At 71.9% G+C, this 15450-nt stretch carries 10 protein-coding genes; 3 read left to right on the top strand and 7 right to left on the bottom strand.

The window, feature by feature from the left end; translation table 11 throughout:
- Positions 1-353 precede the first annotated feature (353 nt).
- The gene (locus ACGFQ9_RS19505) at positions 354-1118 is read left to right on the top strand and encodes a BTAD domain-containing putative transcriptional regulator (RefSeq protein WP_393575112.1); all 765 of its coding nucleotides are present in this window, start codon (positions 354-356) and stop codon (positions 1116-1118) included.
- A 65-nt stretch (positions 1119-1183) separates the two neighbouring features.
- Here the strand turns inward: ACGFQ9_RS19505 and ACGFQ9_RS19500 are convergent, their stop codons facing one another.
- Positions 1184-2680 (bottom strand): tryptophan halogenase family protein, encoded by a 1497-nt coding sequence (locus ACGFQ9_RS19500; RefSeq protein WP_393575379.1) that lies wholly within the window; start codon positions 2678-2680, stop codon positions 1184-1186.
- A gap of 194 nt (positions 2681-2874) precedes the next feature.
- On the opposite strand from ACGFQ9_RS19500, the gene ACGFQ9_RS19495 reads away from it, so the two are divergent.
- On the top strand, positions 2875-5160 hold the full coding sequence (locus ACGFQ9_RS19495) for a prolyl oligopeptidase family serine peptidase (protein WP_393575111.1): 2286 nt from the start codon (positions 2875-2877) through the stop codon (positions 5158-5160).
- Positions 5161-5252: 92 nt separating this feature from the next.
- Here ACGFQ9_RS19495 and ACGFQ9_RS19490 read toward each other — a convergent pair whose 3' ends face one another.
- Both ACGFQ9_RS19490 and ACGFQ9_RS19485 read right to left on the bottom strand, forming a co-directional pair.
- Positions 5253-8210, bottom strand: coding sequence for a BTAD domain-containing putative transcriptional regulator (locus tag ACGFQ9_RS19490; RefSeq protein WP_393575110.1), 2958 nt, complete (start codon positions 8208-8210; stop codon positions 5253-5255).
- Between the two features lie 258 nt (positions 8211-8468).
- Positions 8469-8636, bottom strand: a complete 168-nt coding sequence (locus tag ACGFQ9_RS19485; RefSeq protein ID WP_393575109.1) for a hypothetical protein — start codon at positions 8634-8636, stop codon at positions 8469-8471.
- A 259-nt stretch (positions 8637-8895) separates the two neighbouring features.
- Between ACGFQ9_RS19485 and ACGFQ9_RS19480 the strand changes: the two genes are divergently transcribed.
- Positions 8896-9819, top strand: a complete 924-nt coding sequence (locus tag ACGFQ9_RS19480; RefSeq protein WP_393575107.1) for a 4'-phosphopantetheinyl transferase family protein — start codon at positions 8896-8898, stop codon at positions 9817-9819.
- A 403-nt stretch (positions 9820-10222) separates the two neighbouring features.
- Here the strand turns inward: ACGFQ9_RS19480 and ACGFQ9_RS19475 are convergent, their stop codons facing one another.
- The 4 genes from ACGFQ9_RS19475 to ACGFQ9_RS19460 form a co-directional block, all read right to left on the bottom strand.
- The gene (locus tag ACGFQ9_RS19475) at positions 10223-11041 is read right to left on the bottom strand and encodes a thioesterase II family protein (RefSeq protein WP_393575105.1); all 819 of its coding nucleotides are present in this window, start codon (positions 11039-11041) and stop codon (positions 10223-10225) included.
- 56 nt (positions 11042-11097) lie between these two features.
- The gene (locus ACGFQ9_RS19470; RefSeq protein WP_393575104.1) at positions 11098-11826 is read right to left on the bottom strand and encodes a sulfotransferase family protein; all 729 of its coding nucleotides are present in this window, start codon (positions 11824-11826) and stop codon (positions 11098-11100) included.
- A gap of 377 nt (positions 11827-12203) precedes the next feature.
- On the bottom strand, positions 12204-14429 hold the full coding sequence (gene pabB, locus ACGFQ9_RS19465; protein ID WP_393575102.1) for an aminodeoxychorismate synthase component I: 2226 nt from the start codon (positions 14427-14429) through the stop codon (positions 12204-12206).
- A gap of 59 nt (positions 14430-14488) precedes the next feature.
- The gene (locus ACGFQ9_RS19460; RefSeq protein WP_393575100.1) at positions 14489-15301 is read right to left on the bottom strand and encodes a methyltransferase; all 813 of its coding nucleotides are present in this window, start codon (positions 15299-15301) and stop codon (positions 14489-14491) included.
- Positions 15302-15450 lie beyond the last annotated feature (149 nt).

The raw sequence follows: 15450 nt of genomic DNA, 5'->3' as shown, positions 1-15450 counted from the left end.
GGTTTCTGAACGGGAAGAGCGCGGTCCGGTGTCACCGCGCGGGTCGACACCCCTGCGCGCGGCCGGAAAATCCGCGTCCGAAGAACGACAGCGACGCTGTCGGCCAGAACCTTACGCTCCCCCATGGCGCGAAGCCGCAGAGGCGATAACGGTGTTTGTTACGCCGCACTGCGACCGTCCAACACCCTCGTTCGGACGGAGCGCGGGAGTCAAGCGGCTTCCGTGCGGGCTCCGGCCGTGTCCCGGCGACAGGACGGACCCGCGGACCTCGGAAACGCACCCGGAGTTCGTGGACAGCCCCTCCTTCCCCGGCTTATCTCGTAGGACGCCGATGGGGAGGTGAGGGTGTTTCGATGGAGTACGGGATTCTGGGACCCGTGGAAGTGCGGGAGGGCGGCGCCGAAATTCCGCTGGACGGTCCCAAACAACGAACGGTGCTTGCCGCCCTGCTCATTTCCGAGGGTTCTTTCCTCCCGGACACGGAGCTGAGCTGGTTCCTGTGGGGCGACCACCCGCCCAGGACGCTCAATGCCCAGATCTATACCTACGTCTCGCGGATCCGTAAGGCGCTAGGCCCGCGCGCGCACATCGTCCGCAGGGCCCACGGGTACCTGCTGGATCTCCGCGGCGGCGATTCCTTCGATCTGGCGGAATTCCGCAGGCGCGCCGTGGACGGGCAGCTCGCCCTGCTGTCGGGCCAGTACCCGGAGGCTTCGGAGCTGCTGCGCTCGGCGCTGTCGCTGTGGCGCGGGCCGGTGCTGGCCAATGTGTCGGAGCCGCTGGCGGCCGCCGAGGGCCCGCCGATCGAGGAGGCCCGGATCGCCGTGCTGGCCGGCCGGATCGAGGCGGACCTGGCGGTCGGGATGCACCTGCGGCTGCTGCCCGAGCTGACCCGGCTGGTCGCCCGGCACCCGCTGCACGAACGCTTCCGCGCCCAGTTGATGACGGCGCTGTACCGCTGCGACCGGCAGGCCGACGCCCTGGCCCTCTACGACAGCGGCCGCCGGATGCTCTCCGCCGACCTCGGTGTCGAGCCCGGCCGGATGCTGCGCGAGGTGCACCGGGCGATCCTCACCTCCGACCCCGTCCTGCACCGCCCGCACGTCTCCCGGGACTGACCGTGGACAGGCGTGCGGAGGGCAGGGGACCAGGGGGTACGGCGGCGGGGCGGGCCGCCCGCCGGTCAGGCGGCCAGCCGCGAGAAGTACTCCCACTGGGTGGGCAGGCCGTCGGCCAGCGACCGGGCCTCGTCCCGGACCGCGGCGAACTCCTTGCGCGCCACCTCGTCGTCGAGGCCGGCCGCGGCGGGCAGGAGCCGGGACGGGAAGCGGCCGCCGGTGCCGAGCAGCACGCAGGCGTACGCCTCCGTCGTGAGCCCGCGCGGGGAGGCCATCGGCGGCTCCGCGGCCGGGGCCTGCCGCCGGCCGGTCCAGCTGGCGATCCGGCGGGCCAGCGCGGCGGGCAGGCTGCGGGTCTTGGCGTCCCGCCAGTACTGCGTGTCCTCCCGGGCCGCGGCCTGGTAGTGCAGCGCGGCGAAGTCCCGGGCCTCGTCGGCCGCGCGGGCGACGGACGTGTTGAAGGCGTCCTGCAGCCGGGGGTCGGAGCCGTGTCCGGGGAAGTGCGCGACCAGTTCCTCGAGGGCGTGGTGGACGGAGGAGGCGCCGGTCGGGGCGAGCGGTTCGACGGATCCGGCCGCCGCCCCGAGGGCCACGCAGTTGTGCTTCCACGCCTGTCGGCTGCGGCCCGGCCGGAGCCCTTCGTGGCGGGCCTGCGCTCCGGCCGCCTCGGGTCCGGCGGCCCGGCGCAGCACCTGCTCGGCCTCTTCCGGGGAGCAGTACTCGCGGCTGTGGACGTACTGGATGCCGAACCGGTCCAGGAGCGGGACCGTCCGGATCCAGCCCGCGCCGACGGCGGTGGCGGAGGTGTAGGGGGCGATGCCGCGCACCCGCATGTCGGCCGGGACCTCCAGGCTGACCACGCTGTCGTTGGGCAGGGCGTCCTCGTACGAAAGCCGGGGGACGCCGAGCGCCCGGCCCAGCAGCAGCCCGGGGAAGCCGGTGCAGTCCACGAAGAGATCACCGGTGATCTCCCCGTGCCCGGCGGTGACCAGCCGGTCGATCCGGCCGTGTTCGTCGAGGCGGACGTCCCGCAGCTCGCCGGAGATCCTCCGTACGCCGAGCCGGACCGCGAGGCCGGCGAGGTACCCGGCGAGCCGGGCGGCGTCGAAGTGGTACCCGTACGGGATCTCGCCGGTGTCCTGTCGACCGGACGGGACGGAGTCGTCGAGCCGCCGGGGGCTCTTGCCGGCGTCGCACAGCGAGGCGGCGACGAAGCAGTCGCGGTCGAAGCGGCCGCTCGGGCCGCTGCGCGGCCACCATTCGGTCAGCGGAAATCCGCCGGCCGACCGGACCTCTTCGAACGGGTGGTAGAAGTGCTGCCCGGGACGGTTCCAGTCCTGGAAACGGACGGCCATGGTGTAAGTGGCCCCGCAGGCCGGCATCCATTCCTCTTCCCGCAGGCCGAGGAAGTCGAAGAAACGGCGCATGCCGGCGGACGTCGACTCGTCACCGCACTGCTCCTCGGAACTGTTTTCGAGCAATGTCACGGAAATCCGCTCGGGGAATGCCACTCTGAGATATGCGGCGGCCATCCAGCCGGTGATGCCCCCGCCGGCGATCACCACGTTCTCGGGATTCCGCGTACCCACTCATGCACCTCGGTTCACATGTCCGCATGTCACCCGGATTCCGTTCTGGATTCCGGCCCGTGATCCAAGGTGACATTCGGTTCCATGCAGCTTCTATGCGGCTTCTATAAATCTCCTGTCGGTGTCCCGTCGCCGGGACACCCACCTCAAGAAAGGGCACACACCCGATGCACTCGAACGAACTTGACGTGCGGGCCTATCAGACGGCGGAACGGCTTCTCCGGCACCACCGCAAGGAACTCGTGCGGGGTGACAAAGTGAAGCCGCGCTGGATGGAGGACGGCAGCCGTTTCTGGTACACGGTCGCCACCGCCGAGGGGAAGCGTTTCGTCCTCGTCGACCCGGCCACCGGCTCCCGCACCCTCGCCTTCGACCACGAGCGCCTCGCCACCGCCCTGTCCGAGGCCTCGGGCCAGGAGGTCGACGCGGCCGCCCTGCCGTTCCCGGTGATCCTGCCGACGGCCGACGCCGTGGAGTTCGACGCCTTCGGCGAGCACTGGCGGTGCCGTCTGGACCACTACGCCGTGGAGAAGGCGCCGGGAGCCGCGCCAGGCAACCCCCTCGCCGTGCCCGCCCCGGACGGCAAGCACGCCGTCTACCGGGCCGGTCACGACCTGCGCGCCCTGGCGCTGGACGGCTCCCGGGACTGGGCGCTGACCTCCGACGGCACCGAGGACAAGGACTACGGCGCCAACCCCGACTACCTGATGTACTCGACGCTGCTGGGGAAGATCGGCCTGCCGCACCTGCCGCCGGCCGTGTCCTGGTCGCCGGACGCCACCAAGGTGCTGACCCACCGCACCGACCAGACCGGGGTGCGCCGCACCCACCTGGTGGACGCGGCCCCGGCCGGCGGCGGTGAACCGGCCCTGCTGTCCCCGCGGTTCGCGGTCCCCGGCGACGAGGCGATACCGCTCGGCGAGTACGTCGTCCTCGACGTCGAGGCAGGCACCGCCACCTTCGCGCAGGCGGAGCCGGTCGGCATGTCGATGATGTCGCCGGTCTTCCAGAAGTGGGCCTGGTGGGCCGAGGACAGCTCGGCGGTCTACTACCTGCACCGGCCCCGGGACCAGCGCACGCTGAGCCTGCACCGCCTCGACGCGGTCTCCGGCGAGGTCACCACCCTGGTGACGGAGACCGGCGAGACCCGTGTGGAGCCCTCCCAGCAGCAGCTCCAGCCGCCGCTGGTGAAGGTCCTCTCCGGTGGTTCCGAGGTGCTCTGGTACTCGCAGCGCGACGGCTGGGGCCACCTCTACCTGTACGGGGCGGACGGCGCCGCCACGCAGGTGACCTCGGGCGCCTGGGGCGTGCAGGAGATCCTGCACGTGGACGAGGAGCGGCGGATCGCCTACTTCACCGCGTCCGGGCTGGTGGAGGGCAACCCCTACCGCCGGACCGTGTGCACGGTGAACCTGGACGGCTCCGGCTTCGCCCGGCTCACCGGGGACGACCTGGACCACGAGGTGACGGTCACGCCGTCCGCGGCGTACTTCGTCGACTCGGCCTCCGCCTCCGACACCCCGCCGGTGATCACCGTCCGGGACTGGACGGGCGCGGTGGCGGTCGAGCTGGAGCGGGCCGACATCTCGCTGCTGGAGGAGGCCGGCTGGAGCCGTCCGGAGGCGTTCACGGTCACCTCGGCCGACGGCGCCACCGACGTCCACGGCCTGCTGTACAAGCCCCTCGGCTTCGACCCGGAGAAGCGCTACCCGGTCATCGACACCCCGTACGGCCTGCCGACCGCGAACCGGGTCAGCCCCTCCTTCGACCCCGGCCACTACGGCTACGACGCCGAGACGCTGGCCGCGCTGGGCTTCGTGGTGATCGCGGTGGACGGCCAGGGCTCGCCGGGCCGCAGCAAGGTTTTCCACGACGCCTCGTACGGCAACCTCGGCGACGCCTGCGGACTCTCCGACCACGTGGCCGCCCTGCGGGAGCTGGCGAAGACCCGGCCGTGGATGGACCTGGAGCGGGTCGGGGTCACCGGCATGTCCTCGGGCGGGTACGCCGCGGTGCGCGCGCTGCTGCGCTACCCGGACGTGTTCAAGGTCGGTGTCGCGGAGTCCGGCATGCACGACTTCGGCGCGCTGGAACCGGGGCTCGGCGAGGGTTACCACGGCCCGGTCGGCGAGGCGGACTACGCGCAGGTCTCCAACATCGAGATCGCCGACCGCCTCCAGGGCAAGCTGCTTCTCATCCACGGCGGGCTGGACGACCGGGTCTCCCCGCAGCTGACGCTGCGCCTCGTGGAGCGCCTCGTCCAGCACGGCAAGGACTTCGACCTGGTCCTGGTGCCGGGCGCCGACCACATCTACTTCGGCTACGAGCACTACGTGACCCAGCGGCGCTGGGACTTCCTGGTGCGGAACCTCATGGGCGCGGAGCCGCCGGCCGGCTTCCGCCTGCCGCCGGTGCCGATCGACATGGAGGCGCTGGCCGAGCTGTTCGGCTGAGCCGCGGCCGGCGGGGCCGGCGCGGACCAACGGGAAGGGGCCCCCGGCCTGGACGGTGTCCAGGCCGGGGGCCCCTTCCGTTCCCGGTCGGCTCAGTCGACGAGCGCGCCGAGCGCCTCCTTCGTCCGCTGCATCCAGACCGGGGACTTCACCATCACGAAGTGCCGGTAGGCGCAGCGCAGGTGATCACGCGCCGCCTCGTCGTCACCCCGCTCCTGCGACACCCGGGCCAGGGCGAGGCTGATCTGCCCGGCCGCCAGCGGGTTCTTCCCCTCTTCCGCGATGTCCAGGGCATCGACCAGCGTGGTCTCCGCCTGCTCCAGCGCACCCCTGACCAGGCGGGCCTCACCGAGGCCGAGCAGCGCGTGGGCCAGACCGATCATGTCGGACTTCTCCTTGACGATGCGGACGGTCCGCAGGAACGCCGCCTCCGCCTCGGGGATCTGGTCGAGCGCCAGGTGGACCCGGCCCAGCCGGTGCAGCGCCTGAGCGAGGTTGCGGGTGACCTCGGCGCTGCTGTCCTCTTCCACCCGTACGGCGTCCTGGGCGTATTGCATGGCGACCTCGGGCCGGCCCAGGCCGAGTTCGATCTCCGCCATGTTGTTCAGCGTGTGGGCCTCACCCAGCTGGTCTCCCATCTCCCGGAACAGGGGCAGTGCTTCGCCGCAGCGCTCCATGGCGAGCTCCAGATCGCCCCGCATCCGGTCGACCATCGCCATGCAGCGCAGGGACATCGCCCGCCCTGTCCGGTCCTCGGCCTCGGCATAGAAGCGCAGTGCTTCCTCGAAGTGCGGGGCGGCGGCGTCCAGGTTCCGGCCCAGTTCGAGTGTGCCGAGGTTGTAGTGCATCGCACCCTGGCCGAGCGCATCCCCGACGGAGTGAGCGGCCGCCAGCGCCTCTTCGCAGCAACTCTGGTAGTCCTCGAGGTAATTGCGGATGGCGAAGAAGGGCGCCGCCGACACGGTCAGGTCCCACGAAAGATCAGCCACCCCCATCCGGGCGGCCTGCCGGACGGACGCGACCAGGGCCGGGCGTTCGGCCTCGAACCACTCCAGCGGCGCCGTCAGCAGGTCATCCATGAGGCTGGACTGGAGCCGTCGCCGCTGGACCTGGCTGTGGGTGACCGTGGCGTTCGGGTCCTCCATCCGGTTCGCCTGCTCCGCGATGGTCAGCAGGGTGCGCAGGAAGCGGGTGACAGCGCCCAGCCTCTCCGGCTCCGGCTCTTCCTCCAGGGCGCGTTCGGCCGCGTAGAGGCGGAGGAGGCCGTTGAACCGGTACCGCAGCTGCCCCGTCACGTCCATCGTGACCACTTCGAGGAACTGCGCGTCGACAAGGTTCTCGATGAGCCGTTCGGCGTCGAGGACCTCGTTGTTGAGTAGTGCCGCGGCGGCCCACGCGGTGAAGTCCGGTACGTCGAGCAGGCCGAGCCGGCGGAACAGTCTGGCCGAATCGGACGGGAGGTAGCGGTAGCTGAGCGCGAAGCTCGCACGGATCTGCGACTCCCCCTGGCTCAGTTCGTCCAGCCTCCGCCGCTCGTCGCTCAGCCGCGACACCAGGAACTTCACCGGCCAGTGCGGCTTCGACGCGAGCCGGGCGGCGGCGATGCGCAGGGCCAGCGGGAGGTGCTCGCACAGCTCGGCCAGCCGAACGGCATCGGTCCGCGCCGGTCCGATGCGGCGGTCGCCGACGATGGTCGTCAACAGTTGCACGGCCTCACCCTCGGACAGCACGCCCAGGTGGACCCTGGCCTGCGAGGGCCAGGCGACGAGCTGTTCCAGCTGATCCCGGCTGGTGACGACGACGCAGCACCGGCCGCTGCCGGGCAGCAGCGGGCGGATCTGGGCGTAGCTGCGCGCGTTGTCGAGGATGATCAGCACCCGTCGGTCCGCGAGGAGACTGCGGTACAGGGAGACCCGCTCCTCCAGCTCCGCGGGGACCTGTTCGGCGGGTACTCCGAGGGAACGGAGGAAGCGGCTGAGTACCTCGTGGGTCTTGGTCGGGTCATGGTGCTCGTCGTATCCGCGCAGGTCGGCGAACAGCTGGCCGTCCGGGAAGTGCTCGGCGACGCGGAAGGCCCAGCGGGTGGCCAGGCCGCTCTTGCCGATCCCGGCGGTGCCGGTGATCACGCCGATGGTCGAGGAGCGGTCTTCCTCCGAACCGGCGACCAGGCTGTCGAGGTCGGCCAGCTCCCGTTCCCGACCGGTGAATCCCGGCACGTCCGGGGGGAGCTCGGAGGGCACGGCGTGGACGCGGGCCGGTGTCGCCGTTTCGGGTTCGGCCGTCACGGATGTCAGGAAGGGGTCGTCCCGCAGGATCGCGTCGTGCAGTTCCTGCAGGTCGGGGCCCGGCTCGATACCGAGCTCGTCGATGAGGTGGCGTCGTGCCTCACGGAAGGACTCCATGGCGTCGGCGCGCCGGCCGGACCGGTACTGGGCGAGCATCAGGTGGTGCCTGAGGCGCTCGCGCAGGGGGTGTTCGCGGACCTTGGCGATCAGTTCCGGGATGAGTTCCTGGTGCTGGCCGAGTTCGAGATGGACGCGGGTGGAGTCGTCATAGGCATTGAGCCGGTGCTCTTCGAGGCGGTCGGTCTCGTCGTCGATGACCTGTCCACCCACCCCGCTGAACGCGGGGCCGCGCCAGAGGGCGAGGGCCTGGGCGTAGTGGTGGGCGGCCTCCTGCAGACGGCCGTCCCTGGCGTGTTGTTCCGCGGTCTGGACCAGCGCGGCGAACTCCAGGGTGTCGACACGGTGCCGGTCGGTCTTCAGCAGATATCCGGGATGGGCGGTGACGATGACCTCGTCGTCGATCCCCGCGCCCTTGAAGATCTTGCGGAGCGCTGCGACACAGATCGCCACCTGTGTGCGCGCTGTGGTCGGCGGGCTGCTGTTCCAGACCGTCTCCACCATGGTGTCAACGGGGACAACCCGGCCGGGTGCGAGCAGCAGCAGCGCGAGAATTGTTCGCTGGCGTGCGCCGCCGAGCGGTATCGCGGTTTCGTCCGCGGCCACTTCGAGCGGCCCCAAGACCTTGAAGCTGAGATGTTCCCCCACCTCTCCCCCTCATTCTGAGTCACCGTTACGGCAACTCCCCAATGTAGGTCACCAGCGGAGATGTTCCAGCTGGGAGAGGGCTCGCTCGTCACCTTCGGAATCCGTGGTGGGCGGCTCGCGGGGGTATCCGGGCGGGAACGGAGGCGTGGCCTCGAACATTCCCTCGTGGGTGGACCGTACGGGGTCCGGGCTGTGCGGTCGTTCAGGTCGGTCTGATGTGCCGGGCGGCCGTCGGTGCAGCCGGCGGCTGTCGGTGTCTCAGCCCCAGGGCGCCGGGTTCGGCTTGGGCGCGTCCGCGGCGGTGGGCTGCGGAGCACCCCAGGGGGCCGTGTTGGCGGAGGCGAGGCCCGCGGAGGCGAAGATCGCGGTGCCGGCGACCAGGGCGACGGTCAGGGACTTAACGGCGGCGGCGAGGGTCTTGTTCATGGTTTCCGTCTCCTTCTCGGTAGGCCGCTTGTCTGTCTGACCTGCGGCTTCTTCGTTCTGCCGAGAAAATTACGGAGCTGCTCTTTCGGGCTGTTATCCCTTCCGCGCCGCCTTTCGATAACGGCGATAACGGCGATATCAGGGGGAGGGAAAACCACCCGGGGGACGGAGGATTTCCGGCTACCCGGTCACCCCCGCCGCGGCGTTCACTCGTTGCAGCGGCAGACGCACTGCCGCGGTACGGAGGTGAATCCCTTCAATGACTGCATTCACTGGCGCCGGCACACGGCCGGCGCACACCGAAGGAGCCACTGCACCGAAGCCCCACGCCGAAGCGCACGTCTGGTCCTTGCGTCCGCTGGAGCGGCCGCAGTCCTGGTTCGGACTGCTGGACAGCGCGGAGCTCACCCGTGTCCCGTCCTTCGCCCACGAGCTCGACCTGGCCCGCTTCGTCACCGGGCGGACCCTCGCCAAGACGGCGCTCGCCAGGATGGCGGGCACCGATCCGGAGGCCGTCAGCCTCCGCGCCCGCTGCCCGGGCTGCGGCGGGCCGCACGGGAAGCCCGCCGTGGTGGGCCCGGCCGCCGGCTGGGAGCTGTCCATCACGCACTCGGGTGACGTCGTGGCGGTGGCCCTGACCCTCGGCGGGCCGCTGGGCATCGACGTGGAGCGCTGGGAGCCGTGGGCGGGCCCAGGTCTGCCCCCGGAGTACGACCTGGTGCTCACACCAGCCGAGCGGGCGGCCATCGACCGGCTGCCGGAGGAGCACCGGGCCCGGGCCGGGCTGACCTACTGGACGCGCAAGGAGGCCGTCCTGAAGGCGACCGGTGAGGGGCTCAACACCCCGATGACGGACTTCACGCTGTCGGGGCCGGACGAGCCGCCCGCGTTGCGGTGCTGGCACGGTCCCGACGCCGCCCGGAGACCCGTGCCCGCGCTGGCCGACCTCTCCCTGGGCGGGGACTACCACGGCGCGGTGGCGGTCCTCGGGGCCCGTTCGGTGCGGGCGACCGTGCACAGCGGTCCGGATCTGCTGGCGCGGACCCGGAAGCCGGTCACCCCGCGCGGCCGGTCGGAGCCGGTACGGGTGATCGCCACGGAGCCGGTACGGGTGATCGCCACGGAGCGGGCACCGCGGGTCCCGGCCGGGCAGGCCCGTCCCCTCTCGGGCGTGGTCCGCTGACCGGGAGGCGACGGGGCCGGCCGCAGAGCGAACGGCCGGGCACGACACGGCCGCGCCGGCCCCGTACCCGCTCCCCACCAGGCCCGGGGGATCTTTCCCCCGGCCCGCAGAGAGCAGCAGGAGCCCGGCTCCCCCGAACCACCTTCGAACGAGGCACGCGGTGACCACTTCGTACGACCGTACGCCGGCCACGGCGTTTCCTGGACGCTGCGGGAGATCCCCACCAGGCCAGGTCCACGGCCGCCCCGACACGATCGCGGGCAGGTCCGCGGCAGAGGAAACACAGACGGAACAGGCCTGTGCCCGACGGGGTACCCCCCGTCAGACACAGGCCTGTTCGGTAACACCATGAGAAGCAGAGGAAATACCGGGGTGCCTGAATGGCGGTACGGCGAGACACCCCCTAGCGCACGCTCCAGGCGTGGTGCAGGGCCGTCATCTCCTCCAGATCGGCCGCGAGGCGCTCCAGGAAGGGGCCGGGCGTTTCGTGAAGGAAGAAGTGGCCTCCGGGGAAGGCCGCGAACGCCCTGCGGCCCTCGGTCTCCGCGCCGTCCCAGGGCCAGGCGTCGGCCTCGCCGACCAGCGGGTCCGACTCACCGGTGTAGACGCGCAGTTCGCAGGGCAGCGGGGCCTCCCGGCGCGGCACGTGCCGGGCCAGGATCTCCAGGTCGGCGCGGAGCACCGGCAGGTAGAAGTCGAGGAACTCGGGGTTGTGGCGGAGTTCCGGCGGCAGGCTCCGGGAGTTGTCGAGGAGGTCCAGCAGCTCCGCCTCGGTGCTCTGCGCCCCGGCCCGCCAGCGTGCGGGCGCGGGCCGGGTCGGCGCCTGGGCGGCCACCGACACCAGGCCGCGGACGGGCCGTCCGCTGTAGTGGCGCAGGGCCAGGCACAGTTCCCAGCCGATCACCGCGCCCATGCTGTGGCCGAGGACGACCGTCGGCAGGGACGGGTCCGGCAGGGATTCCAGGGCGGTGATCACGCCGTCCACCACGTCGGCCATCCGGGTGAGCGGTTCCTCGGTCAGCCGGCTGCCGTGGCCGGGGAGTTCGACGGCGAGCACCTCGGTCCCGGCCGGCAGCGACGCGGCCCATCCCCGGTAGAGGTGGGCGGCCCCGCCGGCCGGGGGCAGGCACAGCAGGCGCCTGCGGGCGGTGGCTTCGGTGGTGCGCGGGGCGTACCAGTGCTTCAGCCAGGCGGCCGGCCCCTGGGGCGTTGTGCCGTGCATCGGTGAAGGCTCTCCCTCTTGCTCGTGGTGGCCGGGCGGGCGGCTGCGCCGGACGGTCACGCCGCCTGTTCGACTTCGAGGCGGTGGGCGCGCAGCCACTCGTAGTACGGCAGCTGGTCGTCGTAGAGCTCCGCCAGGTACGGGTTGTTCCGTACGGTCTCGGCCGCCCGGCCGGGGTCCTGGCCGGCGGTGCCGGCCGTCGGTCCCGGTGCGGGCGGGTGCTGCGCCGGCAGTCCGGTGTGGGCGGCGTAGGCGGCGGCGACGGCCCTCGGCCGGTTCGCCAGGTCGTCCGCGTCCACCACCACGGGAACAGTACCCGAGGCCATCCGGGCCAGCTCGAAGATCTCCCAGCAGTGGCCGAAGCCGACCTCCTCGGAGGTGAGGTAGGGGTTGTGGGGGTAGTGCGCGGCGATGACCTCGGCGGGGTCGCGGATGACGAAGGTGTGCTGGATCCGGGCCGTGAAGCGGGGATCGGTGAGCAGCCTCGGGTGGCGCAGTCCGGTGGTGTCCGCGAAGTACACGGTCCGGGCGCCGGGGCTGTGGGCGAGTTCCAGTACGCCGTCCAGCACGGCGGTGTCGTCCGCGCAGGCGTCTCCGCGCCGGCCGGAGCCGCCGCCGGTGGCCCGCCTGTTGAACGGTTCGTGGAGGACGGTGACGTCTCCGCGCCCGCTCATGATCCGTGCCAGCGCGGTGGACCCGCAGCACGGCGGGCTCCATGTGGCGATCACGGGCAGCCGGTCGTGCAGCAGGTGGACCGTTCCGGGTTCGACGGCGACTTCGGCCATGTTCCTCTCCCCGTTCTTCTCCCCGCTGTCCGACAGGGCGGTGTCCGACAGGGCGGTGTCCGCTGTCGAACCAAGCAGTGCTGGGCCGGTGCGGGCAATCGGCGGGCGGGGCCGGCGGGGGACTTTGTCATCTGATGCGGGCCTGGCGGGGCGGTGTGTCAGTTCCCCCGGCCCGGTGCCGGAACAGTGACAGAGTCCGTCCGGCGTGCTGCCGAGGACGCCGGGCGCCGCCCTATCGTCGTCACACAGGGTCCACGCGGTACGGACACAGGGTGCGCACATGTCCGGCGTCCGGTACGGGAAAGGGCCGCCGGCCAGGGCAGCGGGTGCCCGGCCGACGGCCCAGGAGGGGGATCGTCAGGGGAGGAAAGGGGTGTTCAGCGTGCGGCCGCGGACGCCATCGGCGCCTCCGCTCCGGTCCGGCCGGGGAACCCGTCCCCGGTGAGCCCCAGCAGCGGGGCGGACTTCACGGCGGTCTCCTCGAACTCTTCGGCGGGGTCGGAGAGCGCGACGATCGCCCCGCCGATCCCGTAGCGGGCGCGCCCGGGGGTGAGGACCAGGGTGCGGATGACGATGGACAGGTCGGCGGCGCCGGAGAGCGAGACGTAGCCGATGGCACCGGCGTAGATGCCGCGCGGGCCGGCCTCCAGCCGGTCGATGATCTGCATCGTGCGGATCTTGGGGGCGCCGGTCATGGAGCCGCCGGGGAAGGCGGCCCGGACGCAGTCCACGGCGCTCAGTCCGGACCGCAGCCGGGCGGTGACGGTGGAGACGAGCTGGTGGACGGTGGCGTAGGTCTCGACCCGGAAGATGTCGTCGGCCTCGACGCTGCCGGGCTCCGCGCAGCGGCCCAGGTCGTTGCGGACCAGGTCGACGATCATCAGGTTCTCGGCGCGGTCCTTCTCGCAGGAGGCGAGCTCGCGGCGGATCACGGCGTCCTCGGCGGGGGTGGCTCCGCGCGGCCGGGTGCCCTTGATGGGCCGGGACTCGGCGACGCCGTCGCCGCCCACCCGCAGGAAGCGCTCGGGTGAGGTGCTGAGCACCTGGGTCCGGCCGAACTGGAGCAGCGCGGCGAACGGCGCGGGGTGGCTGCGGCGCAGGGCCCGGTAGGTCTCCCAGGGGTCGGGGTCGCCGTCCGCCTCCGCCAGGTTGGTCAGGCAGACCTCGTAGGTCTCCCCCGCGGCGATCTCCTCCTGGCACTCCTCGATGAGCCGGAGGTAGGCGTCGCGGTCGTGGCGCAGCCGCAGTCCGGTGAGCGGGGCCTGCGGTACGGGCGCGGGCAGCGGCTCCGGGGTGGTGTCACGCAGGCTGCGGGAGGTCCGGTCGAGCCAGGCGCGGGCGGCGGTCTCCTCGCCGTCCTCGGTGAGGGCGAGCAGGTAGGTGGTGCCGGTGTGGTGGTCGAGGACCACCGCCCGGTCGGCGAAGACCATCACGGCGTCGGGGTCCTCGGCGCGGTGGGTGGCCTCGCCGCCGCACTGGGACTTGAGTTCGTAGCCGAGGTAGCCGACCCAGCCGAGCGCGAAGTCGAAGGGCAGCTCGGGTACCTCGGTGCGGCAGGACCGCAGGTCGCGGTCGATCCAGTCGAGGAAGTCCTCGGCGACGAGCTGCTCGGGCACCCCGCCGGCCGAGGCGACCGAGACGGTGCCGCTGGCGACGTCGGCCATGGCGACGCGGGCGAGCGGGCCGGCCGCGTTGCCGAGGACGGAGAAGCGGCCCTCGGGACCGCCGGTGCGGCTGCTGTCGAGCCAGAAGCCGTGCGGACCGGAGCGGAACAGCCGGTCGTAGACGGTCTCGTCGTCCCAGCGGGTGGTGAGGATGTCGGCGAGCACCCGGAGCCGGCGGACGGGGGCACGGTCCCGAAGGGCGGGTGCCGGCGCGGCGGGTGCCGGCGCGGCGGGTGCCGGCGCGGCGGGTGCCGGCGCGGCCGGGTCGGTGCGGTCGGCAGGGGCCGCGGCCGTGAGGGGGGCGGCCGCGGCGGAGAGGTCCGGAACCTGCGGGGCGTCCCCGCCCGAGGGGGTCCGGCCGTGGTGTTCCAGGACCAGCCGCCGGAAGTTGGCGATGAGCTCGTGGCCGTACGTGGTCGAGATCGACTCGGGGTGGAACTGCAGGCCCCAGCGGGGCAGGGTGCGGTGCCGCATGCCCATCACCACGCCGTCCGTGCTCCAGGCCGTGGCCTCCAGCTCGGCGGGGAGGTCGGCGACGGCGAGCGAGTGGTAGCGGACCACCTCGAAGGGGGAGGGCAGTCCGGCGAAGAGGCCGCTGCCGTCGTGGATCACCGGCGAGGTGCGGCCGTGGCGCGGCTCGGGAGCGCGGACCACCCGGCCGCCGTGGGCTTGGGCCAGTCCCTGGTGCCCCAGGCAGATGCCGAGCAGCGGGAGCCCGGACCGGTCCAGGATGTCGCGGCAGATGCCGAAGTCGGCGGCTCTTTCCGGGGTGCCCGGTCCTGGCGACAGGACGACGGCGTCAAAACCGTCGAACAGGTCCGGCCGCCATGTCACCGCGTCGTTGCGCAGGACCACCGGCTCGGTCCCGGTGACTTCGGTGATCTGGTGGAAGAGGTTGTAGGTGAAGGAGTCGTAGTTGTCGACGAGCACGGTGCGCACGGAAGCAGTCCTCGCGGTGTAGGGGCGTAAGAGCTGTGAGGGGTGTGCGGACGGCGGGTTCATCGGGCGGCCGGCACGATCGCCAGCAGCAGGTGTTCCACGGGGGTGTCCCCCTCGTGGATCTGACGGGTGACCAGGGTGATCAGTCTCCGGCCGTGCTCCGCGGCGATCCGCTTGAGCAGCGGCAGGTCTCCGCGGGAGCTGAAGTGCAGCAGGGCGGAACCGGTGAAGGTGAGCCGGTCGCAGACCTCGGCCAGGTAGCGGCGGTGGACGCGGTAGCCGGGGTCGACGTACGCCTTGTCGTGGTCCGTGGCGTAGCGGTGGCCGGCCGGCGCCAGGACGTAGTTGGAGCTGAAGAAGACCAGGTCGAACCGCTCCTCGGGGTCGAGGGCGGAGAACAGGTCGCTGTGCACGGCGTGGACCCGGCCGGAGACCCCGTGGCGGGCGGCGTTCAGTGCGGTGTTCGCCACGGCCCGGGGGTTGATGTCGGCGGCGACCACGCGTTCACAGCCGGCCAGCGCACCCATGACGGAGATCACTCCGGTTCCGCAGCCGATCTCCAGCATGGAGCCGGAGCGGGGGGTTTCCATGTGCTCGGTCCAGCCGAGGAAGTCCAGGGCCACGGAGGTGCTGGGCGAGTAGACCGGTGCGAAGACCTCGTCGAGGAGGTCCCAGGTGCGGCCGCGCAGCTCGAAGCGGTGGGGCCGGTCGGCACGGGTGCGGGACCGGCAGCTGCGGGCCAGAGAGCGCTCGTAGTCGCGCAGTTCGGCACCGGCATCAGCACCGGTCTTGACGGCTGTACCGCCCGTGTGCTCCGCACCGGTGTCGGAGCGTCGCGCATCCGCGGCCGGGGTGACGGTGGCCTGAGACATGTTTCCCCCTCCTGGAATGTCACTCGACTGGTGGTCGAGTCGGCACGCCTGGAAGTCTGCTTCGGCCGAGGGGGCGGGCAGAAGGTGAGCCCTCCACACATCGACGCCCTCAGGGTGGTGTTCCCACCACTGCCCGTGAGCGCGAACCG

It is taken from the genome of Streptomyces sp. NPDC048603, from assembly GCF_043199475.1.
In the GTDB taxonomy this organism is placed as follows: Bacteria; Actinomycetota; Actinomycetes; order Streptomycetales; family Streptomycetaceae; genus Streptomyces.
The sequence above is the reverse complement of the archived record's forward strand: the minus strand, read 5'-3'. Positions and strand labels throughout refer to the sequence as shown.